This window comes from Oricola sp., from assembly GCF_965230365.1.
Taxonomy (GTDB): Bacteria; Pseudomonadota; Alphaproteobacteria; order Rhizobiales; family Rhizobiaceae; genus Oricola.
This window is the reverse complement of record NZ_OZ246003.1, coordinates 3,122,180-3,134,000: the sequence shown is the minus strand read 5'-3', so window position 1 is coordinate 3,134,000 and position 11,821 is coordinate 3,122,180. Positions and strand designations below refer to the sequence as shown.

At 64.1% G+C, this 11,821-nt stretch carries 12 protein-coding genes; 3 read left to right on the top strand and 9 right to left on the bottom strand.

The features are described from left to right. Positions 1-42: 42 nt before the first annotated feature. Both ACO06R_RS15225 and ACO06R_RS15220 read right to left on the bottom strand, forming a co-directional pair. The gene (locus ACO06R_RS15225) at positions 43-1,188 is read right to left on the bottom strand and encodes a glycosyltransferase (RefSeq protein WP_421851750.1); all 1,146 of its coding nucleotides are present in this window, start codon (positions 1,186-1,188) and stop codon (positions 43-45) included. 20 nt (positions 1,189-1,208) lie between these two features. Then, on the bottom strand, positions 1,209-1,784 hold the full coding sequence (locus tag ACO06R_RS15220) for a polysaccharide biosynthesis/export family protein (protein WP_421851747.1): 576 nt from the start codon (positions 1,782-1,784) through the stop codon (positions 1,209-1,211). Positions 1,785-1,991: 207 nt separating this feature from the next. Between ACO06R_RS15220 and ACO06R_RS15215 the strand changes: the two genes are divergently transcribed. Then, the gene (locus ACO06R_RS15215; protein WP_421851744.1) at positions 1,992-4,193 is read left to right on the top strand and encodes a Wzz/FepE/Etk N-terminal domain-containing protein; all 2,202 of its coding nucleotides are present in this window, start codon (positions 1,992-1,994) and stop codon (positions 4,191-4,193) included. Positions 4,194-4,199: 6 nt separating this feature from the next. On the opposite strand, the gene ACO06R_RS15210 is transcribed toward ACO06R_RS15215, so the two are convergent. Then, positions 4,200-5,369 carry a GNAT family N-acetyltransferase gene (locus ACO06R_RS15210; protein WP_421851741.1) on the bottom strand — a complete coding sequence of 390 codons (1,170 nt, stop codon included), beginning with the start codon at positions 5,367-5,369 and terminating at the stop codon, positions 4,200-4,202. A gap of 91 nt (positions 5,370-5,460) precedes the next feature. Here ACO06R_RS15210 and ACO06R_RS15205 point away from each other — a divergent pair, with 91 nt between their 5' ends. Beyond that, positions 5,461-6,516: a polysaccharide deacetylase family protein gene (locus ACO06R_RS15205; protein ID WP_421851737.1), complete on the top strand. Its 1,056-nt coding sequence runs from the start codon at positions 5,461-5,463 to the stop codon at positions 6,514-6,516. On the opposite strand, the gene ACO06R_RS15200 is transcribed toward ACO06R_RS15205, so the two are convergent. Next, positions 6,513-6,740: a DUF2842 domain-containing protein gene (locus tag ACO06R_RS15200; protein ID WP_421851734.1), complete on the bottom strand. Its 228-nt coding sequence runs from the start codon at positions 6,738-6,740 to the stop codon at positions 6,513-6,515. The genes ACO06R_RS15205 and ACO06R_RS15200 overlap by 4 nt on opposite strands. Positions 6,741-6,878: 138 nt before the next feature. On the opposite strand from ACO06R_RS15200, the gene ACO06R_RS15195 reads away from it, so the two are divergent. Beyond that, a complete protein-coding gene (locus tag ACO06R_RS15195; RefSeq protein WP_421851731.1) occupies positions 6,879-8,000 on the top strand; it encodes a COX15/CtaA family protein in 1,122 nt (373 codons plus the stop codon). A 491-nt stretch (positions 8,001-8,491) separates the two neighbouring features. On the opposite strand, the gene ACO06R_RS15190 is transcribed toward ACO06R_RS15195, so the two are convergent. The 5 genes from ACO06R_RS15190 to speB all read right to left on the bottom strand — a co-directional run bounded on the left by ACO06R_RS15190 (position 8,492) and on the right by speB (position 11,768). Then, the gene (locus ACO06R_RS15190; RefSeq protein WP_421851728.1) at positions 8,492-8,722 is read right to left on the bottom strand and encodes a hypothetical protein; all 231 of its coding nucleotides are present in this window, start codon (positions 8,720-8,722) and stop codon (positions 8,492-8,494) included. Further along, positions 8,722-8,979, bottom strand: coding sequence for a 30S ribosomal protein S21 (gene rpsU, locus ACO06R_RS15185; RefSeq protein WP_421851725.1), 258 nt, complete (start codon positions 8,977-8,979; stop codon positions 8,722-8,724). Before rpsU ends, ACO06R_RS15190 begins: the two co-directional genes overlap by 1 nt. Before the next feature lie 156 nt (positions 8,980-9,135). After that, complete coding sequence (locus ACO06R_RS15180; protein ID WP_421851722.1) at positions 9,136-9,342, bottom strand: cold-shock protein; 207 nt, start codon at positions 9,340-9,342, stop codon at positions 9,136-9,138. A gap of 508 nt (positions 9,343-9,850) precedes the next feature. After that, positions 9,851-10,777 (bottom strand): N-acetyl-gamma-glutamyl-phosphate reductase, encoded by a 927-nt coding sequence (argC, locus tag ACO06R_RS15175; protein WP_421851719.1) that lies wholly within the window; start codon positions 10,775-10,777, stop codon positions 9,851-9,853. Positions 10,778-10,820: 43 nt separating this feature from the next. Beyond that, positions 10,821-11,768 carry an agmatinase gene (gene speB / locus ACO06R_RS15170; protein ID WP_421851716.1) on the bottom strand — a complete coding sequence of 316 codons (948 nt, stop codon included), beginning with the start codon at positions 11,766-11,768 and terminating at the stop codon, positions 10,821-10,823. Between the last annotated feature and the right edge of the window lie 53 nt (positions 11,769-11,821).

Here is an 11,821-nt window from a genome sequence, read left to right as displayed (position 1 = left end):
ATGAACTAAAAAACGCTTGATTATTGACGCTGCGAAAGCAGGTCAGTTGTCTGTAGTGGTTAATGCTTTGCGATAGGCGTCGAGTGCGCGTTCGGCCATCGCGGCGGCCGAGAAACGCTGTCGCATCGCCTCGCCGTCGGGCATCAGTCGGCGCAAGCCTTCGGCGTCGCTGATTGCCATCCGCATCATGTCCGCAAGACTGTCGACTTCGGGCTTAGCGAGTGCCCGGCTTTGCGGGCCGAAGATTTCGGGAATCCCGCCGACATCGGTTGCAATGACCGGAAGTCCGGCACCCAGCGCTTCCAGAACCGTGTAGGGCAGGGCCTCGGCACGCGACGGCATGACGAATGTGCGTGCCAGCGCGAAGGCGCGACGTGCGGGCATGGGCGAGTGAAACGTCACCGCCCCCCCGAGACCGAGTTCGTCGGCCAGCGCGCGGATTGCCTCGCGGTCCGGGCCGTCGCCGACAATGACGGCGCGCGTGTCGCGCTCGCTCTCGCTGCGCAGCGTGGCAACCGCCCGCACGAAAAGGTCCGGCCCTTTCAGCATCCGCAATTCGCCGAGAAACAGGAAGTCCGCGGCATCCGGCAACGGCTCTACCGGCTGGAATTCCTCGTCGCAAAGTCCGTTGTGATTGATAATCCACCGGCAGCGCGGCTCGCCGATCTTGCCGGCATAGGTGCGCTGTTCGTAGTCGGCGACGAAGAGGATGCAGTCGGTGACCCGTTCCAGCATCCGCTCGACCCGGAAGTAGATCCGGCCAGCGGTCGAGCCCGGGTCGTAGTGCAGACTGCCGCCATGCGGCGAATAGAGACGGGCTACGCGAGACCTGTCTGCCCGTACAAGTGAACCGGCCGCGCGGGCGAAAACGCCACCCTTCGCGCCATGCCCGTGCAGGACATCCGGTTGCAATTCATTGAAGCATTTCAGAAGCTTGCGCGCGCCAAGCAAGTCGCGCGGACCAACCTCCCGTTGCATTGGTATTCGTTTGACGCCGAGCGCAAGCTGCTGCTCCAACTCGCGAACCATCGTTTCGTTGTAGCCGTCCGCCCCCGCGATATCGCAGACCACGCCGACCTTGTGGCCCAGAGCCTGGTGAGCGATTGCCATGTCGTGCACGTGGCGAAACAATCCGCCCATCGGCGCCCGGAGCACATGGATAATGCGTAGGCTGTCTTGGTCCGGCATCGGTCTCGTCGGTCAGCATCTCAGAACAGGCGCTCGCGCACAAAGACGGTGTCTCCCGGCAGCAACGGATCGCTGATCAGAACCCGCCCGGTCATCACCTGTCCGTTGATCTGGCGTGTGATGTCGACATTGGCCTGGTTGGCACGCGCAGAAAATCCACCCGCGGCGGCGATCGCGTTCTGTACGGTCATGCCCGGCGTATAGGCGTATTGTCCGGCGGCGCCGACCTCACCCATGATGTAGATCGAACGGTAGGCCTCGATCTCGACGGAGACGTCGGGATTGCGCAAGAAACCGTTGCGCAACTGGCTGGCGAGGATCTCCTCCAATTGCTGAACCGTGCGACCGCGCGCCGGCACGGATCCGACCAGCGGGAAGGCGATGTAACCGGATTTGCCAACCGCATAGGTGTTCGACAGGTCCTCCTGATCGAACACGGTCACGCGTATCTGGTCGCCCGCATCAAGCAAATAGGGCTTGTTGATTGCCTCGTGAAATGCGGCCGGGGCCGGGCGGTATCCGGTGCAGCCGGCAGCAAGGGCAAGCGCCAGCGCACTTGCTGCAAAAGACAATCGCCTGCGCGAAGACCGGTTCATGAAGTATCCCTAATTCCATCCGGCGCTCGGGCCGGCGGCACTGTTATCGGTCTGTTAGGGTTAATGCGCGGTAAAGCGCCGTGAACGAATTCCACCATTGTGTTCTTGCGGGCGGGAATTTGCCGAAAACCAGCCGGGATGGCGGTTTACCCTAAAGAAACCATACCCGTTTACTTTGTTGGCGTTGTTATGAGTGCGGAGCCAGGAATGTCCCGATCGGACTACACGACGCAGGACGCTGATATCGATCTTGGGCGCTTGTTTGGCGCGCTTTGGCGCGACAAGCTGCGCATCCTTCTTGGCGCCTTGCTGTTGACGGCCGTTGTGTTCGTGCTTCTCAGCCTGGTCACGCCGAAATACCAATCCGATGCGCGCGTACTCATAGAGACGAGCGAATCCGTCTTTACGCGTCCCGACCGCAATCAGGCCGAGCCGGGCGAGGCATCGCTGCTCGATCAGGAAGGGGTGGCAAGCCAGGTCGAAATCCTGACGTCGACGGATCTGTTGATGCAGGTAGCAGAGGATCTGGAGCTTGCCCGCAACGAGGAATTCAACGACGCGCTGTCGATGTCGAGCCTGAAGGCAGGCCTGGTCGCGCTCGGCCTGATTTCCGACCCGGCCGAGATCGCCGTCGAAAAGCGGGTCCTCGACAGTGTTCGCGATCGCCTGGAGGTTTTCGCCGTCCCCGACTCGCGCGTCATCGTCATCGAGTTCCGGTCGAGCGACAAGGAACTCGCCGCGCGTTTCGCGAACGCGCTCGCTGAAGCCTATCTTGCGCTTGAAAGCCGGGCCGAACTGGAAAACACCGGTGCGGCCGCGACCTATCTGGCCGGCGAAATCCGCGAACTTCAGGACAGCGTGCGCGAGGCCGAGGCCGCAGTGGCGGCGTTTCGGGCTTCGTCCGATCTGCTGATCGGGCAGAACGACGAGGTTCTGGCAACCCAGCAACTGACGGAGCTGGCGTCCGAATTGTCGCGGGTCAAGGCGGACCGGTCGAGCGCCGAGGCGCGCGCGCGCACAGTGCGTGTCGCGCTGGACAGCGGCGCATCGATCGATGCGCTGCCCGAGGTTGTGGAATCGCCGTTGATCGCGCGGTTGCGTGAACGCGAGATCGCGCTCAAGGCGGAGATTGCCGAACTCTCAACGACCCTTTTGCCCGGGCATCCACGCATTCAGGCGTTGCGATCGCAGACCGGTGACTTGTCGCGCCAGATCGAGACCGAGGCGCGCAAAATCCTGATCGGCCTACAAAACGAGGCCGAGATAGCGCGGCTGCGCGAGCGTGAGTTGAATGGCGACCTGAACGAACTCAAGGCGGCGTCGGCATCGGCCAGCGAACGGTCGGTCGAACTCAACGCGCTGGAGCGCGAGGCGGACGCGCAGCGTGCGCTGCTGGAGTCCTATCTGGTCCGGTTCCGCGAAGCCCGCTCGCGCGATGAGGGGCAATATGCGCCGGCCAACGCGCGTTTGATTTCCCGTGCCGTCGTGCCTTCCGAACCGGCGTTTCCCCGCATGGTGCCGATGGTCGGGGCGACCTTCTTTGTGTCGCTCATCGTCATGATGCTGGCGACGCTGGTGCGCGAGCTGTTTTCCGGCCGCGCCTTCGTTCCCGCCGCAGCTGCCGTGACAGCGCCGGCCGTCGCGGCGGCGGCCGAGAAACCGGAGGCCGCGACACCCGCAGAACCGCCAACGGTCGTTCCTGCTCCGGTGCCGGAGCCGGTTGCCACTGACGAGCCAGCGCCGAGAGCCCCTGCCGCCGCGGTGCAGCCCGAACCCGAAACGCCGCAGCAGGACGAAGCCGGCGATGAAAGCTACAGCGTCGCCGCACTTGTCGACACGCTGATCAACACCGGCGCCGACCGGGCGATCATCATTTCGCCGGAAGGCGATGTTGGCGCGGCAGCCTCGGTCGCCGTGGTCCGAACACTCGCCAACTACAATCTGCGCGCCATCCTCATCGACCTGACCGGCGCGGGCGCGGCGTCAAAACTGATGATCGAAGACCCGGACTGCCCGGGTATCACCGACCTGCTGTGTGCATCATCGTCCTATTCGGACGTCATCTATCCCGACACGGTCACCGACGCGCATATCATCCCGACGGGCACCGCCGATCAGGTCCGCGCGATGCGTGCGGCCGACCGGCTGCCGATCATTCTCGACGCGCTGGTCTCGGCCTACGACATCGTCATCGTCGAATGCGGGCCGACCAACGCGGCCGGCCTGAAGCGGCTGGCGGGCGAGGGCACCCAAGTCGTCCTTTCCGTCGTCGACCCGTCGGCGCCTGAAATCGTCGAGACGGCCGACGACCTCGTCGGCAGCGGCTATGAGGACCTGATGCTGGTGCTGGCCGAACAAATCGACACCGACCCGCAGGACCCCAATCCCCGCAGCGCCCAGGCGCGCTAGAGCGTCTCAGCGTGCCGGCGAGCGTATCGCGCGTAGCCGTTTGACCATCGGCCAGATGAGCTTGTTGGTCTTGACCGCGCGGACCAGCGCCGAGCGCGCGCGTTTGCGGGCGGCAAAGACGTGGCCGGCCGGACCCAGCGGGATCACGGTGTCGCTTTGCAGCGTTTCGATCTCGCACCATCCGCGCTTGTAGGGTTCATCGCCGATACCGAAATCGAAAACCTCTAGCCCGCGCTCGGCGGCCTCGCGGATCGCCAGGAAGAACAGCATGTCGCCAGGCCCGATTTCGCCGTATTGCGCGTCGAAAGTGCCGAATTCCACTGTGATGCGGCCATCGACGATGGTGCAGCCGATGATTGCGATCGCTTCGCCGCCGACTTCCAGAAGCTTCAGTTCGTGGCTGCGCGGTTCGTTCTCGCAACCATCCTGGAACAGGCTGCAAAAAAAGCCCTGCATCTGTTCGCCGGCAAAGACGTCGTGGATGCCGGCTTCCTCGAACCGTCTTGCCTTGAGTTCGAAGAAGCGGTCCAGCACGGCGGGGACGTCGTCCTGTCCGACATGGCCGACAAACCGGTAGCCGCCGTGTTCGGCAAGCCGCCGCTCCTGGTTGCGGAAACGCTTCCTGCGCCGCTTGGCGCTGTGCCGCTTGAGCACCTCATCGAAACCGCCTTCCAGCGAAAGGGCTAGCGCCGGGTTCGGGCTGGTGGCCGAGCCAGCGAATGCAAACGGATTGCGGACACCGGCAAGCGACGGTAGCTGGCGCTCCAAGGAGATGGCGCTTGCGCCGAGGCCGGCTGCCCGCAGCGAACCCGCGATTGCCGGCTCGCCCATTGCGGCGATGGCCGCGACGTCGCGCGGCGCGCCAATCGGGAAATTGCCATTGGCGTGGCGGCCACCCGGATAAGCGAGAATACTGCCGGGAATCCGTTCCAGCGGCAGGATGACCGGTCCCATGCCTTCCGCCCTGAGCACGACGAAGACAGGTTCGCCCGGAGCGTGCAGGAACCAGGAACGCAAGAAGACAGGATGCTGGTAGCCAGAATAGACCGCGTCGGCCTGCAACATGGCGAGCGCGCGCATCGCATGCTCACGGCCGCGCAGGACTTCGCAGTGCAGCGCGTTGACCCCCAGGCCAAGCCCCGAGGCGTTTTCCGTAAAGGAAGCAATGTCAACCATGTTTCAATCCTTTCCGGTTAGCCTAACATGACGAAGTTTCGAATTTCCTTAGCTTCGTCGGGCACTCACAAGCACAAAGACCAAGAAACAGATGGCGGCGCTCACCACATTCCTTCGCAAGGCCTACATGATCGGCGCGCGCTACACCGGTGTGTCGAGCCTGCTCAGTCCGGTACTTGGCGGTGTCGGAGCGATCCTGATGTTGCACCACGTCAGCCCGAGGCAGTCGGGCTGCGGCCTGAACGCGCATCTTTGCGTGACACCGGATTTCCTGCAGCGGCTGCTGGAAGGTTTGCGCGACGATGGCGTGGTTTTCGTATCGATGGACGAGGCAGCCGATAGGCTGAGCGCCGGCCATGGCGACGAGCATTTCATCGCCGTTACCCTCGACGATGGCTATCGGGACAATCTGCAATATGCCGCGCCGGTCTTCCGGGCGCTGGATGTGCCTTACACGATCCATGTCTGTCCCGGCCTGATCGACGGCGCCGCTGATCTGTGGTGGGAACTGCTGGAAAGGGTGGTCGACGACCACGACGCCGTAACCTACGAGACCGCGGACGGGCCAAAGACGCTGGATTGCCGCTCGGTGCGCCAGAAACACTACAGTTATTGCGTGTTGATGGAACACGCCACGCAGGCGCTCGACGAGGATGCGCAACGCGTCTTCGTCCGGCGGCTCAGCGAAACCTACGGCATCGACCGCGACGAGCACCGCCGCACCCAGCTCATGGGTTGGGACGAGATCGCGTCGCTGGCGACCGACCGGCTGGCGGCGATCGGCGCGCACACGGTCAATCACTACCAGTTGCGCCGGCTGGAGCGCGACCGAGCGCTTTCCGAATGCGTGCGGTCGGCCGACATTCTGGAAGAGCGGCTCGGCGAGCGGCCGCGCCATTTCGCCTTTCCCTATGGCAAGCAGAACGCTGCTGGCGCGCGTGAAGTGGAACTGGCGCGTGAAGCGGGTTTCACGACCGCCGTCACCACCCGCCACGGTGTGTTGCTGCCCGGCCATGCGGAGCGCATGCACGCACTGCCGCGCATTTCGGTCAATGGCTACTATCAGCGTGTCGGCTATGTGCAGACCATGCTGACCGGCATTACCGTACCGGCGGCCAACTACGGACGCCGGCTGGTCACCGTCTAGTCTTGCTTCTCGCTGCGTTTGCGCGGCGGCCGCACCATCCAACTGATCACGAACATCGCCGGCAGCACCCACAGCACGCCGGAAAAGCCGAAGAAGGCGAGGTGGATGTACCAGGGGCTTTCGGCCAACCGGTAGGTGGCGACCGTGGTCGCGACCAGCGCGTAGATCACAACCAGCGCCACCAGTACGATCATTCCGATGAAACTCTTGAGCCGGACCGGCATTCGCACGTCTCCCTGACAGGTCACGCTTCATGCCGCCAATTGCCGCGCGATGCAAATCGGCCTGCTGCGTCATCTGGCCGCTTCCAATCCGCGCGAGCGGGCGATATCTCCTGCGGGTTCAGAAACGGAAACCGGGACATGGCGGCAACAACATTCGGATCGCAAAAGGCGGTGGCGGCGTTTTCGGCGCAGCGGCGCGAACAGGAGCTGCGCCATCGGGCGCAGGTTCGCGGCTGGCTCTACATCGTGCTGCTGGTGCTGCTGGCGCTGGTTGTCGTCGGCGGCGCGACGCGGCTGACCGATTCCGGCCTTTCGATCACCGAGTGGAAGCCGATCCATGGCGTCATCCCGCCGATCGGCGAGGCCGAGTGGCAGGAGGAACTGGAAAAATACCGCCAGATCCCCGAATACCAGCAGATCAACAAGGGCATGTCGCTCGACGAGTTCAAGTTCATCTTCTGGTGGGAGTGGGGCCACCGGCTGCTGGCGCGCGGCGTCGGCCTGGTGTTCGCGCTGCCGCTCGCCTTTTTCTGGGTGGCCGGGCGCCTCGACCGCCGGCTGAAGCTGCCGTTGCTCGGCCTGTTGGCGCTGGGCGGCCTGCAGGGCTTCATCGGCTGGTGGATGGTGATGTCCGGCCTGTCGGAGCGCGTCGATGTTAGCCAGTACCGGCTGGCCGTGCACCTCACTTTGGCAAGCCTGATCTTTGCCGGGGTCGTCGCCGTGGCGCGCTGGATCGCGCCGCATTCCGGCGAGGCGAAACCGGTAGCCGGGGCGGACCGGGCGGCGCTCGGCCTTGCGGTCATCGTGCTGGTGCAGATCTATCTCGGCGCGCTGGTCGCCGGTCTGGATGCCGGCCTCGTCTTCAACGAATGGCCGACCATGGATGGCGGCTTCTTCCCGGCGTCGCAATGGGACGCCGCGCTCGGCATCCGCAACCTGTTCGACAATCACGCCATCGTCCAGTTCATTCACCGCACCTTTGCCTATGTGGTCTGGGCCGCTGCACTCTTTCACGCCGTCAAACTGTGGCGGCTCGCGCCCGGTTCGACCCATGCGCGCCGCGCCGGCGTGCTGTTCGCGCTGGTCTCCGCACAGGCGGTCGTCGGCATCGTCACGCTGCTCGCCTATGTGCCGATGAACTGGGCGCTGATCCACCAGGCGACCGCGCTTGTGGTGCTTGGCTTCGCGGTGGCGCATTGGCGCGGTCTGGCCGGCCCGCTGCCGCTGGCCGACGGCTCGCCGCATCGGATCGATGGGTGAGGGCGCGTTTTATCGCCGCCGCGCCTCATTCCCTGAGGCCGGATCGTTCATAGAACTGGAAGACGGGCGGTCAAAGCATCGCAACGTCTAAAAGGTATAGCGATCCTCGGACCGCCCGCTCGGTGTTCTTGCAGCTTCGGTCGGCGGCCCGGATCGTTTTGTCCGGGAAAACAAGACTGCGCGCGCCGCTTCATGCCGCCCTGCCGTGGGGGTTCATCACCCAGCAACACACCTCTGTATTACCCAGCAGGCACCGTCCCACTCCCCATCAGCCGGTGTGCACGACAGACTTCCGTGAGCAGGCGGGAGTGATCATAGGGGAGGTTCGGGTGCGGTGGATAAGCGGGACACGTCGAAACCGGCCGGTTTCGCGGAAGTGTCTGGTTTGATGCGGAAATTTACCTGCGGACCGGCGGACGCCGTCGGTTGGTTTCCCAACACCGGGTCGCGTTTCAGGATATCAATGCAATCTTACGCGGGATGAACGGGCGCTATGGCCGTCGATTGACGCGCCGGACTTTTTTGGCCGTGCGTGCCGGCGGGGTATCGGCCCCGGCCTGTTCGGCTTCCCGCGCCAGCCGCATTTCCTTGAGGCGCGCCGTTTTCTCGCGGCGCTTCGACGCTTCCGAATCGATCATCTCACGCGCCGCGATGTCGGTTGACGCCTGTTTCGATTCGGCCCTTGTGGGCTTGAACAAGGTTTGCCTGTCGACCGGCTTCATCAGGCTCTCGTCTGGGGACGCCCCGTTACGCGCGGCTTGCGCTTCGGCCCGGGCAGCAATCCCTCGCGCTGCGCGTGCTTGCGGGCAGCCTTGCGGCTGCGGCGCACGGCTTCCTGTTTTTCGCGCGAACGCTTTTCGGACGGCTTCTCGTAGGAACGGCGCGCCTTCATCTCGCGAAACATTCCCTCGCGCTGCATCTTCTTCTTCAAAACGCGAAGCGCCTGATCGACATTGTTGTCTCTGACAAGAACCTGCATTTGTTTCCTTCCATGATTACAGTCGGCTGGCCGCCGGCGCTGTCGCGCCGGGGCCTCCGGAAAACGTCCGGATATCGAAAAACGCTGACGGCGGCACAGCCGGTTTCAACCACGGCCGATCGACAGATCATCGCGCCGCCGCGCCGCCGCGCTGCGTCAGACTGCCTGCAGATTACCCGCGGAAGTGCGGCCGTCGCGGCCGGTTTCCAGTTCGAAACCGATCTTCTGGCCCTCGACCAGGCCGCTCATGCCAGCGCGTTCCAGCGCGGTGACGTGAACGAAAACGTCCTTGCTGCCGTCCTCCGGCTGGATGAATCCGAAGCCCTTCTGGCTGTTGTAGAATTTGACTGTTCCAGTCTGCATGTCAGTATTTCCTAAGCATAGCTTGCCGGCCCGCGGCGTGCGGACGCGATCCATATCGATAATTTGGAAAGAAGATGACGGGTCGAAGGCGTATAACGCCGCGCAAGCCACGACTGGCCCAAAGAAACGATCCTCTTTCGTTACGCCGAATTGGCTGCCTTATCAAGGCGCATATTGGCCGCAAGGCCGCAAATGTTCCCCGAATACAGAACACGCCGGATGCAGCAAATGTACCCTTCCGGCCTTTGCGAGCCACAGTCGGGGACAAAAAAAGCGGGCATCCGCCCGCTTCCCTCGTTCACCGGGATTAAAAAGGTGCCAGTACATCCGTGGTCACCCAGTACTCGACCGGATCTCAACGGGCCGCTTCGCGCAAACCTCGCAACACATCTGGAGGGAGCCTTGCGCGGCGGCGGCGCGTTGACAGACATATGGGTACTGCGGCGGCGGAAACAAGGCCGGCGGGGATAAAGGTCGCAAACGCCCCGGACGCCGGACCCGGAGCCCGCTATTTGCCGATCATGATGTCGAGGTTCTGCACCGCCGCTCCCGACGCGCCCTTGCCTAGATTGTCGTAGACGGCGATGAGCACGGCTTGCGCCCGGTCGTCATTGGCGAACACGTGCAGGCGCATGCGGTCGGAGCCGGCCATCGTCTCCGGATCGAGCGCCGGCGTACGCTCCAGCTTTTCCAGCGGCGCGACGTCGACGAAGCTGTTTGCAAGCCCGGCATAATGATCGGCGATTGCGGCGTGCAAGTCGGCGCCTTTCGGCGGATTGGCGAGCGCGCCCAATTGCAGCGGCAGCATGGCGACCATGCCCTGCGCGAAATCGCCGACGACCGGCACCATCAGCGGATCGCGGGTCAGAAGGGCGTTGGCCTTCAGTTCCGGCAGGTGCTTGTGATTGAGCGTCAACCCGTAGGGCATGTATTTTGGCGCATCCTCGCCCTGCGCCTCGTAGTCGGCGATCATCGCCTTGCCACCGCCCGAGTAACCGGTGATGCCGGTAAAGACGACCGGGAAATCGGCCGGCAGCAGACCGCCGGCGACGAGCGGGCGCAACATGGCGATCGGCCCCTGCGGCCAGCAGCCGGGATTGGCGACGAAACGCGCATCGCCGATCAGGCCGGCCTGTTCGGCGGTCATCTCGGCGAAACCGTAGACCCAGCCTTCGGCGGTGCGGAACGCCGTCGAAGCGTCGATTACGCGGGTACCGTGATCCTGCACCATGGCGACCGCCTCGCGCGAGGCGTCGTCCGGCAGGCACAGGATGGCGATGTCGGCCGCGCGCAGAAGGTCCTCGCGCAGCGCCGCATTGCGCCGTTCGGCCTCCGGAATCGACAGGACGTCGAGATCGTCGCGCGCCGCGATGCGCTGACGGATCTGCAGCCCGGTGGTGCCGTGTTCGCCGTCGATGAAGAGTTTTGGTTTCATTGGTCTATTTTTCAGTCAGTTATGCGTGTTTCTTCAAGTCGCGTCACAAGGCGCGACGTTCCGCCAGCAGGCCGAGATAGTGCTGCGCCACCGTTGCGCCGGCGATCGCCGTGATATCGGCATGATCATAGGCAGGCGCAACCTCGACGATGTCGGCGCCGACGATGTTCAGCCCGCCGAGCTTGCGCAGAACCGACAGCATCTTCGCAGAAGACGGGCCGCCGGCGACCGGCGTGCCGGTGCCCGGCGCATAGGCCGGGTCGAGGCAGTCGATGTCGAACGTGACGTAGCAGGGCATGTCGCCGACGCGGCGCTGGATCGCCTCGGCGATCTCGGCGGCCTTCATCTCGTCGATCTCGTGGCCATAGAGCATGGCGATGCCGCAGTCTTCCGGCGCGTGGGTGCGGATGCCGATCTGGATCGAATGCGCCGGGCCGATGACGTCGTCGCGCACGGCGCGGCCGACAAACGAGCCGTGATCGATGCGCCGACCGTCATCGAACCATGTGTCCTGATGGGCGTCGAATTGCACCAGCGCCAGCTTGCCGTGGCGCGCCGCATGCGCCTTGAGAAGCGGCCAGGTGACATAGTGGTCGCCGCCGAGCGACACCAGAAACGCGCCGGACCTGATGATCTTCGCCGCCTCGCGCTCGATGGTCGCCGGGGTCTTGCGGTGGTCGCCATAATCGAGCAGGCAGTCGCCATAGTCGATCACCGCCATGGTCTCGAACAGGTCGCGCTCGAATGGATATTGCGGGTCGTTGTCGAAGATCGCCGACGCTCGCCGGATCGCCTGCGGGCCGAAGCGGGCGCCGGGCCGGTTCGATACGGCGGCATCGAACGGGATGCCCCAGACGACGGCGTCGGCGCCGCGCAAATTCTTGGTGAACTTGCGGCGCATGAAGGACAGCGCCCCGGCATGGGTCGGGTCGCTGGCCGCCCCGGTCAGCCCGCGTGCGGTGAAGGCGTGGTCGATGGATTTCGATGGCATGGCGCAAGCCTCCCGTTCGTGTCGGCAACTACCGCATTTTCCCGCGCGCTTCC